The sequence below is a fragment of the Bradyrhizobium sp. SBR1B genome (genome assembly GCF_014198205.1).
In the GTDB taxonomy this organism is placed as follows: domain Bacteria; phylum Pseudomonadota; class Alphaproteobacteria; order Rhizobiales; family Xanthobacteraceae; genus Bradyrhizobium.
Window position 1 is genome coordinate 203,735 of record NZ_JACIHC010000003.1, and the last position, 19,251, is coordinate 222,985.

A 19,251-nucleotide genomic window follows, 5' to 3' on the forward strand; every position below is an offset into this window, starting at 1 on the left:
GGTTTGATACAGCACCAGTCCCATAGGCAAATCCACTGATCGACATCATCGCACCATCTCCTCTAACGAGCTCATCGTGACCGGATTGTGCTGCTGGAGCACGGATAGGTCCTAGTCATGATGGTGAGCCTTGTGCTGGGAATCCGGGAAGGGCGAAGCAGCGATCAGGTCGCAGGCGTTTGGGCTCTTGAACCCCGGGATGAAACGTTCGCAGACAGCGGCGTTGACGGTGCCATACGTCGTCGCTGGCTTGTGCGCAAAACCGGCGAAATACTCCCGAATGAAGCCTTCTTTGAAATTTGTGCGCGGGTACTTGGCGACGATTTCCTCGCGCAGCTCAGCTGGGAACTGATCGAACCCCACCCCGATGACATCGAGAAGCACACCGGAGTTCAGGAGCGCGACTTCAGGACCCATGTACTTCGGGATGCCGGGGGTAGTGTGCAGCGCGATTGCTTCCCAGACGGTCTGTACCTGATCTTCAGCGATTTTATGCGTGCTAAGAAACTGCCGGGCGGCATTTGCGCCATCGACCTCGAAGCGCTCGTCTGGGCTCGAGAACTTCTTGATCAGACCGAGATCGTGAAATGCGGCGGCGACATACAGAAGCTCACGGTCGAAGCGCAGATTCCTCTGACGACCCTGCTCAGCAGCGAACAGATAGACTCGGATCGAGTGATTAAACAGCAGATCGGTGGAATGTTCGCGCAGGATGTCTGTAGCCTCTTTGGCAAGCAAGGAATCGGGAATGACGAGAGCCTGGGCGAGATTTGGGGTTGTCATTGTTTCTTCCTTTCAAGTTAGTTTGGACTTGGCTGCGCGCTACGCGCGAGCGCAACGATGAAATGATCCTGATCAACTTGCTCCGACGTCGAGCACGATCTTTCCTTTCGGCTGAGGCCGCACGCGTTCCAGCATCAAATGAGCCTCGCGCGCATCCGCGAGGGGTAAGACTGCCCCGACGTTTGTTCGCAGCTTTCCACCATCGATGATGCGGGCGATCTCCCTCAGATACTGATTCGTGACGTTGACCAGAAAGAAATTGGCGTCGACACCATCGCGCGTAGCTAGATCCTGATCCGGGCGGGACACTGCGGAGACCAGCCTGCCGCCGCGACGAAGGACCTGGAACGAACGGGTTTGCGTTTCGCCCCCAACCAGATCAATGACGGCGTCCGCATCGCGCACTACTTCCTCAAAGCACTGGGTCCGGTAATCAATGACGGTGTTTGCGCCGAGGTCGCGCGCGGCGGAAATGTCCCCCGTCGATACGGTTGCGATGGTTTGCACACCTGCCTGACGAGCCAATTGAACCGCATAGGATCCCACGTTACCGGCCGCGCCGTGAATGACCGCCGTTTGACCCGCTTTGAGTTGGGCGTGATCAAACAGTGCCTGCCATGCGGTGATGGCAACGACAGGAACGGAGGCGGCTTCAACGTGGGTTAGCGAGGTTGGCTTAGTCGAAACCATCCCTGCGGAAGCGACAGCGTATTCGGCGTAGGCCCCGACAAACCGCGGGTTCGTAACACCGTACACTTGATCCCCTACGGCTAATTCGGCGACGTCAGGGCCCACGGCGACGATTTCACCAGAAAGATCCGAACCCAAAGTGAGAGGAAGCGGTTGCGGCAAAGCGCTCTTGCCGGCCCTGATCCAGCCATCCCATGGTCCCACCCCGGCGGCTTTGACTTTGACCAGGACCTCGCCAGCGCGTGGCTCAGGCCGTGGAATGCGCTCGAACTTCATGATCTCTGGTGGCCCGAACTCGCGAACGCGCCAAGCCATCATTGTCGAAAGAGTTCGTTCTTCAGTAGCGTCACGAATGATGCTGCTCGGAATCATCTGAAACTCCTAGTGCTTAGCTGGCTTTTCCGTATGTGGCCACGGAGCGCCGCTTTGAACAACAAATCCGATCCTACGGATCGGGACAGCCGCACGTCGTTTCTTGACAACATAAGCTGGGAACGGGCGCGCCCTATCGGTGCCATCGAATCGCGCCTGACGAAGCGACTTGCAGAACACAACCTTCTCTAGGCGATGTCAGAGACTTTCTGTGCCGCGGAGATCTGCTGGAAGTTGTTGGGGGAGCTGCCACTCTGTCTGCAGCGAGGCGACCGAGATTCCCAGCTTCACGGCGCCCAGGCGAACCCGGCCCTTTTTCGGCGCCCTTGTGCTGGCGGTACGCGAAGACGATGCGTAGCGGTACATCGGCCACGTCGGCTCCGGCTTCAGCCACCAAGTTCTCGAAGAGCTTCACAGCAAACTCATGCAGCTCAAGACTGGCAGGTCTCCCTTTCCTGCCAAAGTAAAGGATGAGAGGTCACGACCTGACCAGTACCGGCGATTATTTGGAGAAGGCCGAGCACTACAGGCGAGCGGCTGACACGCAAGTTGGCTCGGAGCACGTGGGCCGTGATCAGCTGGACAGCTGCGAAGGTCCAAGACCGGCGCCGTGACGAAGCGGAGCTTGGACTCCTAGGCACTCCGGGCCCGCTTCGTGTCATGTAGCGTTGTGCACAGCGCTGCGGAACAGGTGGACAAGCTCCAGCCCCAGCGATTGCGAATCCCTGACCCGTGCTAACCGCCTGGAACGAGCAGGCGGGCGGAAGGATTCGTCACGGCAGGAGCTATCTCGATGCTGATGACGAACCAACGACGGCCGGCGATCCGGACGCTGCGGGGGTGGGCGATCAGCGTCCTGCTCGAAGCCGGCGCGATCCGCGAATGCGAGGAGCACGGCTGGATGCAGGACCGGGCCGACCCTCATTCCCGCGAGCGCGCCTTCGATGTCGCCCGTCGCGATCCGCCGCACGGCGTCTCTCCGGAGGAAGCCGTCGTCGAAATCGCAGAGGTGCTGGATGGGATCGGCGATACTTGTCTGGAGTGTCCCGGGGAAACCTGAGGGCCGCCGTGCTCACTGCGCTGCGAAGGCACAGGAGCTCGCTTTGTTCGGATCTTCTTGTTCGCTTCCGCCGCGCGAAGCTTTCCCGTGGCCCGACGGCGGCCTACGACGGCGTCCTTCATGCAGCCATTAACGCTGGCCGCGCAAGCGGGCGGCGACGACCGGAGGCGGCCAGGCCTCACAGTCATGTGTCCGCCCCTCTATTGACGTACGATCGTAATTTAATATTATGAACGTAATGCAATAAGCCGCCCCGCCCTAGGGCTGCGAGATGGGGCGTCTCAGCTCATTGCGAGGATCCATGGACGATACGACCGCCGCTTCACGCCGACCCGCTCTTCGGGAAACGGCCGATCTGACTTCGCTCGGCGTCGCGGCCGCTGCAGCCGCAATCCGCAACGGCGACATCACCTCGGAGAACTACACAGCGGCGCTTTTGCAGCGCGCCCGGACACTGGCCGATTTGAATGCCTTCATCACCATCGACGAATCCGCCGTGCTCGCGTCCGCGCGGGAAGCAGATAAGGCGCGTGCAGGCGGGTCGGCCGCCCCGCTTCTGGGAGTGCCGCTCGGGGTAAAGGACAGCTATCTGACGAAGGGACTGCCAACGAGCCTGGGCCTCGACGGGCTTGCCCAGTTCGTGCCGCAAGAAGACGCAGACGCAGTTCGCGCCATCAAGGATGCGGGCGCCTTGGTCTTCGGCAAGAACAACCTGGTGGAGATGTCCTACGGCTTGACGGGACACAACGCGCGCTATGGCCAAGTGAAGAACCCGCACGCCCGAAATCACGTGTCGGGCGGCTCTTCGAGTGGCTCCGCCGCATCCGTCGCTGCCAACATCGTGCCCGCGTCTCTGGGGGGCGATACCGTCGGATCGATCCGGGTGCCGGCGTCGTTCTGCGGCGTGGTGGGGTTCAAGCCGACGACCGGGCGATGGCCGCGCAACGGTGTCGCGCCGATCTCCCATACGCTCGACACCACGGGCGTGTTCGCGCGTCGTGTCGAGGACTGCGCTCTCGTCGATCAGGTCGTGACCGGTCAACAAGCCACGGAGTTCTCCGACGGCGGCCGCGGCCTGAAGGGAATCCGGCTGGCCTTCGCACCGCGGCAGTTCCTCGATCTGGTGGACTCGGAGGTCGAGGCTCGCTTCCGCGAGGAGGTGCGGCGGCTGCGGGACGTCGGCGCCGAGGTCGTCGAAGTTGATCTCGGCGACGATTTCAATGCCCTCATCCAAACCGCGACGTGGGGCATCTTCGCTTATGAGACGATGGATGCGATTTCGAAATTCCTCCGCCATCACGACGTTCCGACCACCTTCGAGGCGATCTACACGGATCTAAAGCCCCAGCTTCACCAAGCGTGGGCGCATATCGTATTGCCGGGCGGTGCTGGCGTCACCTCGGCAGAAGGCTATCAGACAGCGCTCAACGTGAGCCGCCCGGAAATCAAGCGCCGCCTCGACAAGGCGTTCGTCACTCAAGGAGCACAGGCGATCCTGCAGCCGACCACGCCGTGCACGGCCCCTTTGATCGAGGAGCAGACGACGGTCCATATCGCGGGCCAAGAAGTCAGCTACCTCGCTTTGGCGAACCACACCGTCTCGGCGAGCAGCGTGGGTCTGCCGGGTATCAGCCTTCCTGTTGGCTTGTCTCGCGGCGGACTGCCGATCGGCCTTGAGCTGGATGCCCCGTTAGGGAGCGACCGTGCGCTGTTGGATCTCGCGCGCAGGGTCGAAGGCGTTTGGAAACCCTAGTACGATCGGCAAATCGAGCCCTGAGCCAAGCGGAGCGATAGACGGGAACAAGCGATGCGTTTCGAGAAAGGTCACAAGGCGGCGACGCGAAGGCATATCGTCGAGGTAGCGTCCAAATGCATTCGTCGAGACGGCGCGGCTGCAGCCGGGATCGGCGGGATCATGGGAGAGGCCGGTCTGACCAAAGGTGCCTTCTCTCCTCATTTCGGGTCCAAGGAATCGCTTGTTCGAGAAGCGCTGGCGAGCGCCCTCGCCAGCCAGCAGAATCATCTCGATCAAGATCGGCAGGACGGCGCGGACCTTGAGGCTGTGATCCGGAGCTATCTCAGGCGCGCCCACCTCAAATATCCGGCGGAAGGGTGCCCCTCGGCCGCGTTGCTTCCGGAGATCGCGCGACAGCCCCTACCCACGCGAATGGCCTATGAAGAGGGAATGCGGAGCTACGTCTCGGCGCTGGCGGCCCTGCTTCCTATAACGGATGCCGAAGCGAGCCGCCGTCGCGCGACGGCCATCTTCGGGCTCATGGTCGGAACCCTCCAGTTCGCACGGGCCGTGCCAGATGTTGCCTATGCGGAGCAGATCCTGGAAGGCGGCATTGAAGCTGCGTTGCACCTCGCGCGAGCTCCATACTCCGGGGATTGAGCGCCCTTGGCAGCCTACTCCCGCGCCCTCCGCAGCGCGGCTTGCAGCCGCTCTCTTTCCTTTTCCCAGCGATCGTCCTCGGACCGAAGCCGCTTCTCGATAGCTTCGGCTTCGGCCTGAAGGTCCGCCGCCCTCTTCGCATGTTCGCGCTCGGCCCTGTCCAGTGCCGCCTGCAGTTTTGCGGTGGCCTTCTCTCGTCGCTCCCGCTCCTTGACCGCGGCAGCCTTTTCGCGCCGACGCTCGGCTTCACGGCTCCTCTGCTCCTTCTCGAAATCGGCGGCGGCTTTCCTTGCCTCGCGTTCGCTGATCTTGGGAGACGCCTGGTGCGCAGGTCGCTTCGCCGGCTTCGCGCGACGCCTTTCCCGGGTAGCCCCGTTGTCACCGCCCAGGTCGGTGGGGAGCTCGGATTCTTCGGCGAATCGCCCGTTCGATCCCGCCGGCCGCTTGAGCACCACGCCAGGCCTCGACATCGTCGCGGCGACCACGTCGGGGTCGTCCGTCTCTTTGGCGATCCCTTGATGGAAGAGGTTGCTGCCGGCGCCCCACGCCTCCAGTGCAGCCTTCATCGAGGGAGCCGCGATCGCGAGATCGTAAAAGCCAAGCGAGGTCTGATACGTCTTGAGCTTTCTAGCCATCAGGCGTGCCGGGGTTCGCGACTTCCTAGCGGCGGCGCGCGACCCAGATGCCGAGCAGGAAGGCGACGAGGAGCGACTGCAAGGGCGCCTTCACCGCGACCTCTCGCAGCCGCTCGGCCCAGCGCAACGCGACGTCCTGCGAAGGCCGCCGGAGCGGTCGCCGGCGCGCTCCATAAATCCTGTCGTTGCCATCCTGCTCGTCGACCAGCCCTGAGGCTTCCGTCATCGCCGAGGCGGCTTCTTTCATGTCCATGCGGTCACTCCTACGAAGATATCGGGCCGACTCCAACCGCCTCCAGGACATCCCGGTTCCCGCGAAAGAGGCAGCAGCAGGCTGAGCTTGCTGCCGAAAGATCAGTCCAGCGCTAGTCGCGTCTTGAGGCGCGGCGTCATCCAATTCAGGAATGCGCGTAGCTTCATCGGTACGGGTTTCCGCGGAGAATAGACGATATGGACGGGAAGCGGCTCAGGTTCGAAGTCGTCGAGCACGATGGCAAGCGTTCCAGCCTGCTTTGCCGCGTCCATCTTGTACGACATCACGCGTGTCAATCCGGCGCCAGCGATCGCGGCCAGCACGGCTGCTTCCGAGGTGTTGACGCACAGCCGCGACTTGATCGGGGCTATCTTGGCCCGACTGCCTCGCACGAAGCGCCAGACAGGCGGCGCACCGCGATCGTCGATGGTGACGCAATCGTGGTCGGCCAGGTCGGCGAGCTGCCGCGGGCGGCCCCGAACCTCGAGGTATGAAGGGCTTCCGCAAACGACGATGCGGATCGAACCGATCCGGGTCGCGATCATGCCGCTGTCGGGCAGCGCCCCGACACGTATCGCGATATCGATATCCTCCTCGGTCGTCTTCACTATGCGATCGGTCAACATCAGCCGCAGCGAGATCTCAGGGTAGGCCTGGAGAAACTCGATGGCCAGCGGCACCAGATGCATATGGCCGAGACCCCATGGCGCCGTCACGGCCAAGCCCCCCTTTGGAATTCGGTACTCCCCCGATACCTCCCGTTCGGCGTCGTCGACCTGCTCGATTATGCGCTTGCAGGCGTCGATATAAGACCTTCCGGCATCGGTCAGAGTCATCCGACGGGAGGTCCGCTGAAACAACTGGGCCTTCAGCCTGGATTCCAGGTCGGCGACTTTGCGGCTGACGGTGGCGACCGGAGATTTCAGGCGACGCGAAGCGGCCGAGATGCTGCCCGTCTCGGTTACGGCGATGATCACCGACATCGCATCAAGGCCGTCCACGGAAGGCTCACCTTTCCGAACTTTGAGAAGTTCCTTCTCGATCTTAGGGGCTGCGCGACCGCGCTGCAACGCGGTACCCCTAAAGAAGTCCGGTCCGATCGGCCGCAGAAAACGGGAGTTCAACGATGAGCACCGTCACGACCAAAGATGGCGTCGAGATCTTCTACAAGGATTGGGGCAAGGGACAGCCGATCGTCTTCAGTCACGGCTGGCCGCTATCGGCCGACGACTGGGACGCGCAATTGCTCTTCTTCCTCGACAAGGGCTACCGCGTCATCGCTCACGACAGGCGCGGCCATGGCCGCTCCTCCCAGGTGGGCGACGGTCACGACATGGACCACTACGCGGACGACCTCGCGGCGGTCACGGGTCATCTCGAACTACAGAACGCGATCCATGTCGGTCATTCGACCGGCGGCGGTGAAGTGGTGCGCTACCTCGCGCGTCACGGTGACAACCGCGTCGCCAAGGCGGCCATCATCAGCGCAGTGCCGCCTCTGATGGTGAGGACCGAGGCCAATCCGGCCGGCCTTCCCAAGGAAGTGTTCGACGACTTCCAGGCGCAGCTCGCCACGAACCGCTCGGAGTTCTATCGCGCCGTGGCGGCGGGACCTTTCTACAACTACAACCGGCCGGGCGCGAAGCCCTCGGAGGCGATCATCCAGAACTGGTGGCGCCAGGGCATGACGGGCGGCGCCAAGGCCCACTACGACGGCATCGTTGCATTCTCGCAGACCGATTTCACCGCCGACTTGCGGAAGATCACCATCCCGGTACTGGTGATGCACAGCGAGGACGATCAAATCGTTCCTTACGCCGATGCCGGACCGCTGTCCGCCAAGCTCCTGAAGAACGGCACGCTCAAGACGTACAAGGGCTTCCCTCACGGCATGCCGACCACGCAGGCCGAGACCATCAACGCCGATCTTCTCGCGTTCATCGAGGGCTGAGGCCGCCATGATCTCGAGAAAGCATTCCATGTCGCGGCGCGGCTTCTGTCTGTGCTGCATCGGAGGCGCGGCCTCCGCGGCCGCAGGAGCCTGGCTGACGCCGCGACAGGCCTTCGCCGAGGCGCGCGGCATCGTCAGCCTGATCAAGGACAGCGCCGCCTCGTCGCCGATCGTCACGCACAAGCTGCGCGGCAACATCTGTGCGCTCGAAGGCTCCGGCGGGACCGTGGCCGTGCTGACGGGTCCCGACGGCAAGGTGCTGATCGACGCCGGCATCGCCGTCTCCCGCCCGCAAATAACGAAGGCCCTTGCCGAACTCGGCGCCGATCCGATCACGCATCTGGTCAACAGCCATTGGCATTTCGACCATACCGACGGCAACGCCTGGCTCAACGCGGCCGGCGCGAAGATCATCGCCCATGACAACACGCGCAAATACCTGTCCCAGGTGCAGCGCGTGGAGGAATGGGACTACAATTTCCTCGCGCTGCCGCCGGCCGGACTTCCGACCGAAACGTTCGCCGACGCGCGCAGCCTCAAGCTCAATGGCTCGACGATCGCCCTCAAATACTACGGTCCTGCGCATACCGACAGCGACATCTCCGTGACGTTTCCCGAAGCGAACGTCGCGCACCTGGCCGATACGTTCTGGAACGGCATCTATCCGTTCATCGATTACTCCACCGGCGGCAGCATCGACGGGATGATCGCAGCCTCCGATGCCAATCTCGCGGCGACCAACGAGGAGACCATCATCATCGCCGGCCACGGCAAGGCCATAGGCACCAGGGCCGAGCTCCGCGAATTCCGCGACATGCTGGCGGGCATCCGCGACAACGTCGCCGCGCTCAAGAAGCAGGGGCGCTCGCGCGACGAGACGGTCGCGGCCAAACCGACAGCCGCCTCCGACGCCAAGTTCGGCAACTTCGTCATCGATCCCGCCTTCTTTACCCGACTGGTCTACGAAGGCGTGTGACCGCAAGCGACATCGGATTCACCAATCACTCCGAAATCGGAAGCCAACATGGATCGATTGTCAGGGAAGATCGCACTGATAGCGGGAGGTAGCAGCGGCATCGGGTTGGAAACTGCCAAGCTGTTCGCGAAGGAAGGTGCGTTTGTCTTCATTACAGGAAGGCGACAGGCAGAACTCGAGAAAGCTGTCGCAGCGATCGGATCGAATGCCAAGGGCATTAGGGGCGATATCGCCAATCTCGGCGATCTTGATCGCCTCTTCGAGGAGATCAAGGAGGTCAAGGGACGCTTGGATATTCTCTTCGCAAATGCTGGCCTCGGCGAATTCGCTCCTTTAGGAACGATCACCGAGGCCCACTTCGACAAGACTTTTGGCGTCAACGTGCGTGGGACCCTGTTCACCGTACAGAAGGCCCTGCCCCTCATGGGCGAGGGATCCGCGGTCGTGCTGAACGCTTCGATCGCGGCCATCAAGGGAACTCCGGCGTTCAGCGTGTACGCGGCGACTAAGGCCGCGATCAGGTCGTTCGCACGCGGCTGGAGCGTCGATCTGAGAGACAGGAAAATTCGGGTAAACGTCGTGAGCCCAGGTACGGTGCCGACGCCGGCTTACGACGGTTTCGGCATGACCGAAGACCAGATGGCTGGCTTCCTGAAAGGTCACAGCGATGTAGCACCGGTTGGAAGGGTCGGGCTGCCAATCGAGATCGCCGAGGCAGTCCTATTCCTGGCATCCGACAAGAGCTCCTTCGTGAATGGCTCCGAACTGTTCGTTGACGGTGGCTTCGCACAGGTCTGATCTCTTCGAGCCATGGATCTTAGTGCGGGGCGAAGTCCGCGAAGCTGACGAAGTAAGGCTGCTCATCTAGTCTTCGTCCGGCTCGCGCACGACCGCCGGCTCGTCGGCGCCTTCGTCCTCGTCGTCCTGGTCGTCTTCCTCTTCGTCCTCGTCGGGATCTCGAGGCGGCATGCCGTCAATGATCGCAACCGGATTCCGGTCGATCAACCTGGCCGAAAATTCTTCGGGAAAGAATGGGCTCATGTGCTGCTCCTCGGGTGTGTGCCCCCAAGGGATACCGCGCGCTGCGCGTGGTTTGCCGCTCACGCCGACTTGCGTTGCCGGCCGGGCGCGGGCTTCTTCGTCGCCGTTTCCTTCTCAGGCTTCTTGCCTGCGATTGGCATCAGCATCTCCTTCTGGCCGGCCGAGGCCTTCTTCGGCTTCTTGGCGGGCTTGGCGGCCTTCGCCGGCGCGGCCTCCTTGCCGACGGATCGACGCAGCGCCTCCATCAGATCGACGACGTTGGTCGATGCTGGGCGCTCCTTCGGCGTGATCGGCTTGCCGGCGCGCTTCTGGTTGATGAGGTCGATCAGCGCGGTTTCGTAGTGGTCCTCGAACTTGTCCGGATCGAACCGCCCCGCCTTCTGATTCACGATGTGCTTGGCGAGGTCGAGCATGTCCTTGGTCAGCTTCACCTGCTGGATGTCTTCGAAATACTCCTGCTCACTACGCACCTCATAAGGGTAGCGCAGCAGCGTGCCGACGAGGCCCTTGTCCAACGGCTCGAGTCCGATGATGTGCTCGCGGTTGGTCAGCACCACGCGCCCGATCGCGACCTTGTTCATCTCGCGGATGGTCTCGCGGATCACCGCGAAGGCGTCGTGCCCGACCTTGCCGTCGGGGCGGATGTAGTAGGGGCGGATCAGGTAGCGCGGATCGATATCCGATTTGTCGACGAACTCGTCGATCTCGATGGTGCGCGTGGACTCCAACGCGATCTCCTCGAGCTCCTCCTTGCTGACCTCGATGAACTGGTCCTTCTCAAGCTGGTAGCCCTTGACGATGTCCTCGTTCGGCACCTCGTCGCCGGTGTCGGCATCAACCTTCAGGTACTTGATGCGATGTCCGGTCTGCCGGTTGAGCTGGTTGAAGCTGATCTTCTCGGCCTCGGAGGTGGCCGGATAGAGCGCCACTGGACAGGTGACGAGGGAGAGTCTCAGAAACCCTTTCCAGTTCGCTCGGGGCGCCATGTACGCAGAACTCCGTTGGGGCAGGCCTGGATTCAAGACGAACGGCAGGCCCCGGTTCCGACATCGTGCCGCCGCGAGCCCGATTTCGTCCATCCCCGGCCTGACGCCAGTGAAGACCTGTTCCCTGGTCGAGGACTCACTGCTTCTGCGACGGCTTTGGCCAAGTCACAGGAGGAGGGCCGAGCTCATCCAAAAGCTTGCGCGACTGCGCCAGTCGCTCCCTCGAATGAGCCAGCATGATGCGTGTGAGTTCGGTGCCGGCACTTGTTTGCTCGCGCGCGTGCTCGACATAGGACGCGAAGATTTCCAACTCATGGGACTTCCCCCGGTTGCTTGTCCGCCGATTAACCTACGTTAAGAAATGGGTCGGGGCACTCACAATGTGCAGCCGCCGAGGACGACGGGCGCCCGCCGGCGGCGGCAAATTTGGGCGGACGCCCCATTGACTCCATCGGAACAAACAAAGAACATAAGTCGTGCCCGCTGCACCCCAGCCTGCCGCGCCCGCCGAGCGCGACCTGGAGCTTGCCGCTGACCAGGCCATCGAAGCCTGCGAGGCGACGCCAGAGAGGCGGTGAAGGCGCTGATCGTGGCTAACGACTTCCTCGAGGCCCAGCTCGACGAGCTCCGGACGAAGGTGTCGACCGGCTATGCCAGGGGACGGCTCTTAGGAGCGCGAGAACGCAGGGGTGAGGCAGATGGCTGACGTGACCTATTACGTCGCTCTACCGTTCGTTTTCTCCGATGACGGCCTGGCCGCCGGCGAGGCGACGGAGTGCCTGAGCGCCAACGCCGCGGTCATGCGGGCCGAAGCGCTGTCCCGGAAGCCCGGTCACGCCGGCGCCATCGCGTTCTCGCGGACCGGAGATCCGTCCAGCGGCGACTTCAGTGACGCCAAGCTGATCCGGAAGTTCGGGGACGTCCCGGATGATCTCAGCACGCTGTGACGGACCTCGCGATGGTTTCCGAAGTCAGTGAATCCTCCCATCGAAAGCTCGACTGGGTGCGCAATGAGATCGAGCGCATGCGCGGTCAGCTCCGCGCCCAGGAGCGCGAGATCCGCATGCTGCAGCGCGCCGGCGTCGCGACGGCCTCGGCCGAACTCCTGCTGACGAGGATGCGGGCGAGGGTCGAAGACCTCTGCGGCCAGCGCGATGCGTTGCGGAAGGGCGCCGCTGCTCGACCACGCGAAGTTGAGATGGGTCAAAGCGAACCGCCCTCGGAGGCGTAGAATTGGTTTCGTACCGAGCGGCATGCGCGCGCGCCGGTGCTGTTACGGTTGCGGAGACCCGGACTCCTAGGCACTCCGGGCTCCGCCCCACAGTTTGCGACCGCAGATACGGCGTCGGCTCCGAGAGCGATCCGCGGGCGTTCGATGGAACGAAGCCCGGACCCGCGGGTTGGACGGCGAAAGCATTCGGACAGTTAGAGAGCACGATCGGCCTCGGCAGCAATAGGGCTGCCGGGGCCGATCTGCATTCGATCCTATTCCTCGCTCGACGCGGCGGCATTGCCGGGCTCGAGCAGGCTGAGCGAGGTCGCGATCTGCGCCAGCAGCCGTTCGATTTCCTCGCGTTCGTTCGGTCCGGGATCGCTCTCCAGCCGCTCCATGAGCGCCCGCTTGCGCGCAAGCAGCTTTGCCACGGTCGACATCGCACCTCCCCGCGTTTGGAACATACAAACGATTTGGTGCGCCGCCGACGAGCTTGCCAGTCCTCGCCGCGATTTGTCGGTACATGGATCAGGCAGAGCGCTGAGCGTGGTCGGGATCGCCGCTGCTTGCTAGGAGCTTGCCGGTCGTGCTGTTGACGAAATGCAGCGCCATGCAGGCCGGACAGCGCACGGGTACGTAGGTGTTTCCCGGCGGCGCCTCGGGCCGATCGTCGTCGAGCCGGTGCTGGACGTTCATGCGGTGCGCGGACACTTGAACAGGATGTGGCGCTCCATATCGCCAGCATGCGCCCGGTCGTGAGCGAGCGAAATTGCGGATGATTACTTAAGGGCTCCGCGGCGCAGGCCTTCGGGGATGGGCAAGGCGATGGAAACCGCGCACGGTTCCTCGTCCGAACGGCGCGACCGCCCGGGATTCACGTAGGAAGGTGCTGCACAGGTCCGGAGCTGAGACCATGTCATAGGCGAAAGTGTCGATCCCGGCGTTCGGCTTTCGCAAGAACGGCCGAGCGACCAGCGGCCTGGGGCTGGTTTAGGCCGGAGGCGCTCGACCGCCTGGCCGCGGGGCAACCCGCGGCCAGGCACTAAGGTATCGATCGCCTCCGCGAGGTTCAGGGTCTCAAGATACGCGCCGGAGATTAAATTTCGGACAAGGCGAACGGGGCGACCAGAAGCAAGGCCGCTCCGGCCCGAAGCCGCCTCCGGATTTGTCCTGGGCCAGCTTCACCGCTTGACGAGGCCCCGCCAGACCTTGCCCGTGTACGGCCCGATGAAGTTTCCGGATTGCATGCAGGCATTGCCGGCGGCGCTACACTTCGCGTCCGCGTCCGGATGCCAGGAGCCGTCCTGTTTGCAGTGCGCGATGGCTTCAGAGCACGTCTCAGCGGACGCGGGCAAGGCGACCAGGCAGACCAACGAGAAAACGACGACCGACAGCAATCATGGCAGCAAACCTCGGGTGCAGTCGAGCGATCATACCAGAACGCTCGCTTGGCAAACGCACCCCTACTTGGCCGGTGCCCGTAGCGGGCTATCAGCCCACCTGCGGGCGGCGGGATCGTGCATCGGATCGGTATCGCAGTGCGTACAGACATAACGCTGCCGCCCCGCGACGACGTCGTCGGGGACAGCCGTCATCGGCTTGCCGCACGTCGGACAAAGCTTCCGGCTTGAAAACAGCACAGCCATCGGATTTCCCCTGCCGGCCGCAGCGTAGGTCCATCCGGGCTCCGGTTGCAACAGTATCGCGGAAAGTTGTCAGCGATCTCCTCGCCTCTTGACCTCTCCGCCGCCCGATATTGAAATCGGGCTTTCAGTGATTGTTGCGGGGGTGGCGTCATGGAAGAGTTCTACAGAGGCTTCGCGCAGCGGGCACGCGATTTGGCGGAGAAGGCCGACCCGTTCACACGCAGAAGACTGCTCGATCTGGCCAAGAGGTACGACGCCAAGAGCAAGCCCGCCGGCAGCGCCAGGCCACTGCCGCCTCCACGCACCAGCCCGCCCTCCACGCTCTTCGGCGGCGCCGGCGAAGCATGAGAAGGGGCGGGGCCGTAGAGATCAAGTGCGACGCCTGCGGTGGCACCGGCCACCAACCGACGGAAAAGAGCGACCCCGGCCGTAGGATCTTCACGGGCCGTTGCACGAAGTGCGGCGGCAAGGGACGGACGCCCAAAACCGAGTGAACTTCACTCTCTGTCGGCTCCCGCCGTTCCCGTGCGCGGCTCAGAGATCTCAGAACCCGAGCGACGTCTGGCTCAGGGCACAAGACCGTTTGAACAGCCCTCCAGTCACGCTCGCCCAGGCGCGCTTCCGTCGGGAACGACCACGCAATTGCATCGTTCGACATGCGTAACTGATGCTATCTCAAGTGAGCCGCCAGTGAGCGTACTTCCAGTGAGCGTACTTCTCGTCGAAGACGACCCCCTGATCCGCGAATTCGTCGTCGAAGCGCTGCGGGATGCGGGCTATCACGTCATCCACGCGAGCACTGGCGAGGAGGCTTTGGAGTGGTGCAAGCGCCACGTCGCGGACGTGCTTGTCACCGACGTCAGGCTGCCCGGACAGGTCGACGGATGGCAGATCGCGGAGCGGTGCCGCGAGCACGATCCGGAACTGCCGGTCATCTATGCCACGGGCTACTCGCCCGCTGCACCACGCCCGGTGCCGGGCAGTCGCATCGTGAAGAAGCCCTTCCATCCGGACGAGGTCGTCCGAATCGTAGGGGAGCTCGGCGGCGACAGGCGCATGCCGCCGAACTAGAAAGATCCGAGCTTCCGCATCACTTGCGGTCGGGCTCCTTCGCGGGCGGACCGCTCTTGTTGCCCGGGAGACCTTTGATGTTGGAGGTGTCCTGCTGCTGGACTGTCGGATTCTGCTGGTTCGAGCTGGCGCCGACGGTCTCACCCGGCTTGACGGCTGGACCATTCTTGTTTCCCGGCTGACCGGCTATTCCGGTGCCCGAGTTCTGCGCGCTAGGAGCGCCGGAAACGTCCGGCTTCGTGGTCTGGGCAAGTGCGGCGGGAGCTGAAAGCGCCAGAGCAAAGGCCAGCGCGCTGGCTATGGACCTCATGTCTCTCCTCCTCTGCAGGAATTCGGAAGCGCGGATTGCAACTACCTTCGACTCGAACGTCGCGTTGCCTCGCGCGTTCCTACCATTGCGGTGCGACCGTTCTTCTTTTCCGCTAGAGCCATCAGCCTTCGGCATCGTTCTGGGATCTGCGTGGGCGGCGCCTGCCTGCCCCTCCTCTCTCCGCTGCGACCGCCTTGGCGCGCTCCTCGCAGCGGGCGCGCAGCTCCTCCAACTCGTCCGCCGAAAGATGCTCGATGCCGACGAAGGAATTCTGGACACTGCCGGTTCGGATGAGCTCATCCAGCTTGACCTGGATCGCAGCGCTGTCCCGGTTCTGCGAGTTCTGTATCAGGAAGACCATCAGAAATGTCACGATGGTCGTCCCTGTATTGATGACGAGCTGCCACGTGTCAGAGAAGTGGAAGAGAGGCCCGGTAATGGCCCAGATGACAATCACCGCGCAGGCCAGGACGAAGGTCGCTGCGCGGCCGGCCGCCTGCGAGGCCCCGTTTGCGATCGACGCGAACAACCGCCGCGGGCGATGGCCGCTTTGTTGACGTCGCATGCAATCCTCCCTTTGATCCACAACCAAACGCGAAGGACATCCCCGCCCGAGTACGAACGGATCGGAACGCCAACAACGCTGCGCTGCTATCACTGATGCTTGGGTTTCGCTTCATCAGAACTGCAGCTATGGCCAGTTCGGAGTGTAATGCCGGGCCCGAACATCGCAAGAAGGCGGCCTAGCGCGGTCTTTCAGCGTTGATATGCAGAACGAACAGAGGATTGCGAAACTCGTCCACTACTTCCATGCGCCATTCCCGGCCGGGTACCAATTTCCCGTCGATATCTTGTAATACGCGGCCAGCCATTACGGTCGCCTCGTTCCAAGCTGCGTGCTTGTCAGGGAGTTCTTCGCGATCTACATGCAGGACGTCGAGCCAACCGTGCAGAGGCTGACCGCCTTCACACGGTTCTCCGGTCGGATCTGAGGCGGTCTAGCGGCCTAGCCGCTTCTCGACGCGCTTGCGGGAATTCCCGACCTTCTTGACGGCCTTCTTCACCGCTGACGCCGACGCGGTCCTGTTTGCGTCCAAGCGCGGTCTTCGCTGCCGCCATCGGCTCCTCCACTTGCGGATGATGACTGCGCAACGTCCGAAGGATTCGCGGGTTCCGGAAACGTATCCTGAGGGCGGGCCTGGCAGATTTCTAGGCCGTGAACGCAGCAGCTCTCGTAAAGTCTCAAAGAGGCTTTGGCCCGCGTTAAAGGCGCAGATCTTGTTGGCAAAATTTTCCGCTCTCGACGCCGTGGCGTTCCCTAGCAGCGACAAGTCCCGAGGGGGAAGCCTAGGAGAAGCCAATGAGCCGGTCGCGTACTTGGGAGCACCCTCCTTCAAGACCGGGAAGCATTAGGATCGGCATTGGCCTTGATCGCGGTATCCAACGTCCTGGCCATCCGCCGGAACCTCTTCGCCAGCCGCGCGAAGCGTTCGCGCTTGGCGGGATCAGCGGCAAGTTTGCTGATCAGCGTGCAATCCTCGGCGTCGGCTAAAAGCTTTTCCAGCTTCTCGGTGGGGTCTATGGGCTGCTTACGTTGGGCTGTTGGCCCGAAGACAGCGATGAGACGATCTAGCGCCCATAGTTCCGCGCCATGCTCATGCGGTAACCACGGCACGCGTTCTTTGGCGGCTTCATCGTCGGCGCATTCTAGGTCGATCCGGCTGGCGACATGGCCGGTCTCTTCCAAAAGGTATGCGCGATAGGTTGCCATGACGGCGTCCCCAGCCAAAGGAACTTACCACTCTTTCCCGGACGGTGGGGAACTTAAATTTGCGACGAAGCACGCAACGAAAGCATCAAAAATTGGCTTGCGTGGCAGGATTTTCGGGTTTTTGACCTTAATTGAAGACCTGGAGCGGCGCCGACCCCTGATTTCAAGCCGGCACAGCAACTTTTTGGACGCTTTTTCCCAGGTCGCAACTGATCGTAAACCCTGCCGCAGCTAATGGTTGTAGGATGGAAGATCACGTAGCCGAACCATCCTTCAGCGCGTGGCGTCATAGCCTCCGGCGACTTGCGGCTTGGATGGTGCGTGGAAACAGAATCGAGGAGCCGTCACGTGCTGCCGTGGCAGCGCGGGCGCCGTCGCCAGCTAGAAACGAAGCGCCCCCACGCCAAATGCTTCCGCCGCGCCCCTAAAGGAACCCGGCACATCGAGCGCTGTTGGATCTCTATGCCTAGAGAGATCGCAATAGCACTCTGGTCACTTGCCGCCGCCTGCGTGCTGGCGTTCGGTGTGGCCGCGATGGTTTCTCCTCATTGATCGAACAAGAGGCAGTCTGGATTGAGGGCGCTTTCACCTCATGCCGCTCGCCGATGTCATCTCGTGGTCCGCCGCAACCCAGAGCGCGGCGTGTCCGCTTCCGACAAGTGGCTGCGGAGCCATCAGCGAGCATGGCAGCTTGAGACCATCGCCACACGGCCTATGAGCTTATCCCGATCGATTGCACGGCTTGGCCGTTAGCCCTAGGCTACTCCCCTAAGCCGGCGGAAAGCCAATGGTTGTCGAGACGCGGTATGTGACCAGCGGCGAGGTCTTCGTCGCGTACCAAATATCCGGGCAGGATGGTCCGGATTTGCTCATGACGCCGGGCTTTGTATCGCATCTGGAACTGTCGTGGGAGAATCCCCACGCCGCGCGTTTCCTTAACGATCTCGGCTCGTTCTCGCGACTGATCCGATTCGACAAACGCGGCACCGGTCTCAGCGATCGTGGCGTCGGTGTCCCGCATCTCGATGAAAGGATCGACGATATCCGCGCCGTGCTCGACGCCGCGGGTTCTCAGAGGGCCTACTTGTTCGGTGTCTCGGAGGGCGGGCCGATGTCGATCCTGTTCGCGGCGACATATCCTGAACGGGTCGCCGGTCTTATCCTATTCGGCACGTATGCGCGTACTGTTGGCGCCTCCGTTCCGTTTGACGATTTTGCGGCCTTGGAGCGCGATATCCGGTCCAACTGGGGTACCGGTAAAAGTCTGCCAAGTTTCTCCCCGTCGGCAGCCGCAATCCCCGGGGCCATGGAGCGCTTCGCCAAGTTCGAGCGCTCGGCGGCCAGCCCGTCTGATGTGATCAACCTGATGCGTATGAACCGCGAGATCGACGTAACGGCCATCCTGCCGTCGATCCGCGTTCCTACGCTTGTCATGCATCGGCGCGACGACGTACGCATTCGTGCACTCGCCGGCCGCAAGCTTGGAGAGAGAATTCCTGGCGCACGCTACATCGAACTACCGGGCAACGATCACCTCGCATGGTCAGGAGATCAGGATCGGCTTGTCGAGGAGATCAGACAATTCATGGGTGTCTCCCCCGCTGCTGTCGATGTTGATCGCGTGCTCTCGACCGTGATGTTCACCGATATCGTCGATTCGACAAGGAAAGCCTCGCTGGTGGGCGACAGGCAGTGGCGTTCAACGCTGGAAGCGCATCATGCGGCGGTGCGTTCGGAACTAGAGCGGCATCGCGGCCGCGAAGTTAAGACGACGGGGGACGGATTTCTGGCACTGTTCGACGGCCCGGCGCGCGCTGTTCGCTGCGCCCAGGGGATCGTCAGCGCGGTGCGGCCGCTCGATCTCGAAGTGCGGGCCGGCGTCCACACGGGTGAGGTCGAGATGATGGGCGAAGATGTGGGCGGCATCGCCGTGCACATCGCAGCACGGGTAGCTCAGCATGCGAAAGCGAACGAAGTTCTGGCCTCGAGCACGGTAAAAGACCTTGTGGCGGGTGCTGGCCTCAAGTTCTTCGATCAGGGACCCGCTGAGCTTAAGGGTCTCGCCGAGCCAATGCGCCTATTCGCAGCCCTCACCTGA

24 protein-coding genes and 2 pseudogenes are annotated in these 19,251 nt (G+C 62.5%); 12 read left to right on the plus strand and 14 right to left on the minus strand.

What is annotated here, in order from left to right; translation table 11 throughout:
• Positions 1-111 precede the first annotated feature (111 nt).
• Positions 112-783, minus strand: a complete 672-nt coding sequence (locus GGD61_RS09300; RefSeq protein ID WP_183230595.1) for an HD domain-containing protein — start codon at positions 781-783, stop codon at positions 112-114.
• A gap of 72 nt (positions 784-855) precedes the next feature.
• Positions 856-1,845 carry an NADP-dependent oxidoreductase gene (locus GGD61_RS09305; protein WP_183230596.1) on the minus strand — a complete coding sequence of 330 codons (990 nt, stop codon included), beginning with the start codon at positions 1,843-1,845 and terminating at the stop codon, positions 856-858.
• Positions 1,846-2,122: 277 nt separating this feature from the next.
• Between GGD61_RS09305 and GGD61_RS09310 the strand changes: the two are divergent.
• The 4 genes and pseudogenes from GGD61_RS09310 to GGD61_RS09325 form a co-directional block, all read left to right on the plus strand.
• Positions 2,123-2,320: pseudogene (locus GGD61_RS09310) on the plus strand (DNA ligase); the annotation flags it as partial.
• 318 nt (positions 2,321-2,638) lie between these two features.
• Positions 2,639-2,905: a hypothetical protein gene (locus tag GGD61_RS09315; RefSeq protein ID WP_183230597.1), complete on the plus strand. Its 267-nt coding sequence runs from the start codon at positions 2,639-2,641 to the stop codon at positions 2,903-2,905.
• Between the two features lie 301 nt (positions 2,906-3,206).
• The gene (locus tag GGD61_RS09320) at positions 3,207-4,658 is read left to right on the plus strand and encodes an amidase family protein (RefSeq protein ID WP_183230598.1); all 1,452 of its coding nucleotides are present in this window, start codon (positions 3,207-3,209) and stop codon (positions 4,656-4,658) included.
• Positions 4,659-4,712: 54 nt separating this feature from the next.
• Positions 4,713-5,300: a TetR/AcrR family transcriptional regulator gene (locus GGD61_RS09325; protein ID WP_183230599.1), complete on the plus strand. Its 588-nt coding sequence runs from the start codon at positions 4,713-4,715 to the stop codon at positions 5,298-5,300.
• A 14-nt stretch (positions 5,301-5,314) separates the two neighbouring features.
• Here the strand turns inward: GGD61_RS09325 and GGD61_RS09330 are convergent, their stop codons facing one another.
• From GGD61_RS09330 to GGD61_RS09340, 3 genes are all read right to left on the minus strand, one after another.
• A complete protein-coding gene (locus tag GGD61_RS09330; protein WP_183230600.1) occupies positions 5,315-5,935 on the minus strand; it encodes a cell envelope biogenesis protein TolA in 621 nt (206 codons plus the stop codon).
• A 25-nt stretch (positions 5,936-5,960) separates the two neighbouring features.
• The gene (locus GGD61_RS09335; RefSeq protein WP_183230601.1) at positions 5,961-6,188 is read right to left on the minus strand and encodes a hypothetical protein; all 228 of its coding nucleotides are present in this window, start codon (positions 6,186-6,188) and stop codon (positions 5,961-5,963) included.
• Between the two features lie 101 nt (positions 6,189-6,289).
• The gene (locus GGD61_RS09340) at positions 6,290-7,189 is read right to left on the minus strand and encodes a LysR family transcriptional regulator (protein ID WP_183230602.1); all 900 of its coding nucleotides are present in this window, start codon (positions 7,187-7,189) and stop codon (positions 6,290-6,292) included.
• 125 nt (positions 7,190-7,314) lie between these two features.
• Between GGD61_RS09340 and GGD61_RS09345 the strand changes: the two genes are divergently transcribed.
• Genes GGD61_RS09345 through GGD61_RS09355 form a run of 3 tightly spaced genes read left to right on the plus strand, consistent with a single transcriptional unit; the run spans position 7,315 to position 9,913 of the window.
• On the plus strand, positions 7,315-8,139 hold the full coding sequence (locus GGD61_RS09345; protein WP_183230603.1) for an alpha/beta fold hydrolase: 825 nt from the start codon (positions 7,315-7,317) through the stop codon (positions 8,137-8,139).
• A gap of 7 nt (positions 8,140-8,146) precedes the next feature.
• A complete protein-coding gene (locus GGD61_RS09350) occupies positions 8,147-9,115 on the plus strand; it encodes an MBL fold metallo-hydrolase (protein ID WP_210311013.1) in 969 nt (322 codons plus the stop codon).
• Between the two features lie 48 nt (positions 9,116-9,163).
• Entirely contained in the window at positions 9,164-9,913 is a 750-nt protein-coding gene (locus GGD61_RS09355) for an SDR family oxidoreductase (RefSeq protein WP_183230604.1), read from the plus strand.
• Between the two features lie 66 nt (positions 9,914-9,979).
• Here GGD61_RS09355 and GGD61_RS09360 read toward each other — a convergent pair whose 3' ends face one another.
• Together GGD61_RS09360 and GGD61_RS09365 are read right to left on the minus strand one after the other, a co-directional pair.
• Positions 9,980-10,156 (minus strand): hypothetical protein, encoded by a 177-nt coding sequence (locus tag GGD61_RS09360; protein ID WP_183230605.1) that lies wholly within the window; start codon positions 10,154-10,156, stop codon positions 9,980-9,982.
• Between the two features lie 59 nt (positions 10,157-10,215).
• Complete coding sequence (locus tag GGD61_RS09365) at positions 10,216-11,142, minus strand: Ku protein (protein WP_183230606.1); 927 nt, start codon at positions 11,140-11,142, stop codon at positions 10,216-10,218.
• A 698-nt stretch (positions 11,143-11,840) separates the two neighbouring features.
• Here GGD61_RS09365 and GGD61_RS09370 point away from each other — a divergent pair.
• A complete protein-coding gene (locus tag GGD61_RS09370; RefSeq protein WP_183230607.1) occupies positions 11,841-12,089 on the plus strand; it encodes a hypothetical protein in 249 nt (82 codons plus the stop codon).
• A gap of 11 nt (positions 12,090-12,100) precedes the next feature.
• On the plus strand, positions 12,101-12,373 hold the full coding sequence (locus GGD61_RS09375; RefSeq protein ID WP_183230608.1) for a hypothetical protein: 273 nt from the start codon (positions 12,101-12,103) through the stop codon (positions 12,371-12,373).
• Between the two features lie 254 nt (positions 12,374-12,627).
• On the opposite strand, the gene GGD61_RS09380 is transcribed toward GGD61_RS09375, so the two are convergent.
• Together GGD61_RS09380 and GGD61_RS09385 are read right to left on the minus strand one after the other, a co-directional pair.
• The gene (locus GGD61_RS09380) at positions 12,628-12,795 is read right to left on the minus strand and encodes a hypothetical protein (protein ID WP_183230609.1); all 168 of its coding nucleotides are present in this window, start codon (positions 12,793-12,795) and stop codon (positions 12,628-12,630) included.
• Positions 12,796-12,883: 88 nt separating this feature from the next.
• On the minus strand, positions 12,884-13,051 hold the full coding sequence (locus GGD61_RS09385; protein ID WP_312012637.1) for a hypothetical protein: 168 nt from the start codon (positions 13,049-13,051) through the stop codon (positions 12,884-12,886).
• 1,100 nt (positions 13,052-14,151) lie between these two features.
• Between GGD61_RS09385 and GGD61_RS09390 the strand changes: the two genes are divergently transcribed.
• Positions 14,152-14,349, plus strand: coding sequence for a hypothetical protein (locus tag GGD61_RS09390; protein ID WP_183230610.1), 198 nt, complete (start codon positions 14,152-14,154; stop codon positions 14,347-14,349).
• Positions 14,350-14,706: 357 nt separating this feature from the next.
• Positions 14,707-15,072 (plus strand): response regulator, encoded by a 366-nt coding sequence (locus GGD61_RS09395; protein ID WP_183230611.1) that lies wholly within the window; start codon positions 14,707-14,709, stop codon positions 15,070-15,072.
• Positions 15,073-15,091: 19 nt separating this feature from the next.
• Here GGD61_RS09395 and GGD61_RS09400 read toward each other — a convergent pair whose 3' ends face one another.
• The 5 genes and pseudogenes from GGD61_RS09400 to GGD61_RS40215 all read right to left on the minus strand — a co-directional run bounded on the left by GGD61_RS09400 (position 15,092) and on the right by GGD61_RS40215 (position 17,153).
• Complete coding sequence (locus tag GGD61_RS09400; RefSeq protein WP_183230612.1) at positions 15,092-15,382, minus strand: hypothetical protein; 291 nt, start codon at positions 15,380-15,382, stop codon at positions 15,092-15,094.
• A gap of 121 nt (positions 15,383-15,503) precedes the next feature.
• The gene (locus GGD61_RS09405; RefSeq protein WP_183230613.1) at positions 15,504-15,947 is read right to left on the minus strand and encodes a low affinity iron permease family protein; all 444 of its coding nucleotides are present in this window, start codon (positions 15,945-15,947) and stop codon (positions 15,504-15,506) included.
• 178 nt (positions 15,948-16,125) lie between these two features.
• Positions 16,126-16,254, minus strand: a complete 129-nt coding sequence (locus GGD61_RS41625) for a hypothetical protein (RefSeq protein ID WP_409362458.1) — start codon at positions 16,252-16,254, stop codon at positions 16,126-16,128.
• A 126-nt stretch (positions 16,255-16,380) separates the two neighbouring features.
• A pseudogene (locus GGD61_RS41630) lies at positions 16,381-16,458 on the minus strand (DUF3606 domain-containing protein); the annotation flags it as partial.
• 317 nt (positions 16,459-16,775) lie between these two features.
• On the minus strand, positions 16,776-17,153 hold the full coding sequence (locus tag GGD61_RS40215) for a hypothetical protein (RefSeq protein WP_210311044.1): 378 nt from the start codon (positions 17,151-17,153) through the stop codon (positions 16,776-16,778).
• Between the two features lie 787 nt (positions 17,154-17,940).
• Between GGD61_RS40215 and GGD61_RS09420 the strand changes: the two genes are divergently transcribed.
• Positions 17,941-19,251: an adenylate/guanylate cyclase domain-containing protein gene (locus GGD61_RS09420; RefSeq protein ID WP_183230614.1), complete on the plus strand. Its 1,311-nt coding sequence runs from the start codon at positions 17,941-17,943 to the stop codon at positions 19,249-19,251.

What these genes read in the sequence shown, in the direction of transcription:
- GGD61_RS09300 (WP_183230595.1), bottom strand. Translation starts at nt 783, where the DNA reads ATGACAACCCCAAATCTCGCCCAGGCTCTCGTCATTCCCGATTCCTTG.
- GGD61_RS09305 (WP_183230596.1), bottom strand. Translation starts at nt 1,845, where the DNA reads ATGATTCCGAGCAGCATCATTCGTGACGCTACTGAAGAACGAACTCTT.
- GGD61_RS09315 (WP_183230597.1), top strand. Translation starts at nt 2,639, where the DNA reads ATGCTGATGACGAACCAACGACGGCCGGCGATCCGGACGCTGCGGGGG.
- GGD61_RS09320 (WP_183230598.1), top strand. Translation starts at nt 3,207, where the DNA reads ATGGACGATACGACCGCCGCTTCACGCCGACCCGCTCTTCGGGAAACG.
- GGD61_RS09325 (WP_183230599.1), top strand. Translation starts at nt 4,713, where the DNA reads ATGCGTTTCGAGAAAGGTCACAAGGCGGCGACGCGAAGGCATATCGTC.
- GGD61_RS09330 (WP_183230600.1), bottom strand. Translation starts at nt 5,935, where the DNA reads ATGGCTAGAAAGCTCAAGACGTATCAGACCTCGCTTGGCTTTTACGAT.
- GGD61_RS09335 (WP_183230601.1), bottom strand. Translation starts at nt 6,188, where the DNA reads ATGGACATGAAAGAAGCCGCCTCGGCGATGACGGAAGCCTCAGGGCTG.
- GGD61_RS09345 (WP_183230603.1), top strand. Translation starts at nt 7,315, where the DNA reads ATGAGCACCGTCACGACCAAAGATGGCGTCGAGATCTTCTACAAGGAT.
- GGD61_RS09350 (WP_210311013.1), top strand. Translation starts at nt 8,147, where the DNA reads ATGATCTCGAGAAAGCATTCCATGTCGCGGCGCGGCTTCTGTCTGTGC.
- GGD61_RS09355 (WP_183230604.1), top strand. Translation starts at nt 9,164, where the DNA reads ATGGATCGATTGTCAGGGAAGATCGCACTGATAGCGGGAGGTAGCAGC.
- GGD61_RS09360 (WP_183230605.1), bottom strand. Translation starts at nt 10,156, where the DNA reads ATGAGCCCATTCTTTCCCGAAGAATTTTCGGCCAGGTTGATCGACCGG.
- GGD61_RS09365 (WP_183230606.1), bottom strand. Translation starts at nt 11,142, where the DNA reads ATGGCGCCCCGAGCGAACTGGAAAGGGTTTCTGAGACTCTCCCTCGTC.
- GGD61_RS09370 (WP_183230607.1), top strand. Translation starts at nt 11,841, where the DNA reads ATGGCTGACGTGACCTATTACGTCGCTCTACCGTTCGTTTTCTCCGAT.
- GGD61_RS09375 (WP_183230608.1), top strand. Translation starts at nt 12,101, where the DNA reads ATGGTTTCCGAAGTCAGTGAATCCTCCCATCGAAAGCTCGACTGGGTG.
- GGD61_RS09380 (WP_183230609.1), bottom strand. Translation starts at nt 12,795, where the DNA reads ATGTCGACCGTGGCAAAGCTGCTTGCGCGCAAGCGGGCGCTCATGGAG.
- GGD61_RS09385 (WP_312012637.1), bottom strand. Translation starts at nt 13,051, where the DNA reads ATGAACGTCCAGCACCGGCTCGACGACGATCGGCCCGAGGCGCCGCCG.
- GGD61_RS09390 (WP_183230610.1), top strand. Translation starts at nt 14,152, where the DNA reads ATGGAAGAGTTCTACAGAGGCTTCGCGCAGCGGGCACGCGATTTGGCG.
- GGD61_RS09400 (WP_183230612.1), bottom strand. Translation starts at nt 15,382, where the DNA reads ATGAGGTCCATAGCCAGCGCGCTGGCCTTTGCTCTGGCGCTTTCAGCT.
- GGD61_RS09405 (WP_183230613.1), bottom strand. Translation starts at nt 15,947, where the DNA reads ATGCGACGTCAACAAAGCGGCCATCGCCCGCGGCGGTTGTTCGCGTCG.
- GGD61_RS41625 (WP_409362458.1), bottom strand. Translation starts at nt 16,254, where the DNA reads ATGGCTGGCCGCGTATTACAAGATATCGACGGGAAATTGGTACCCGGC.
- GGD61_RS40215 (WP_210311044.1), bottom strand. Translation starts at nt 17,153, where the DNA reads ATGGCAACCTATCGCGCATACCTTTTGGAAGAGACCGGCCATGTCGCC.
- GGD61_RS09420 (WP_183230614.1), top strand. Translation starts at nt 17,941, where the DNA reads ATGGTTGTCGAGACGCGGTATGTGACCAGCGGCGAGGTCTTCGTCGCG.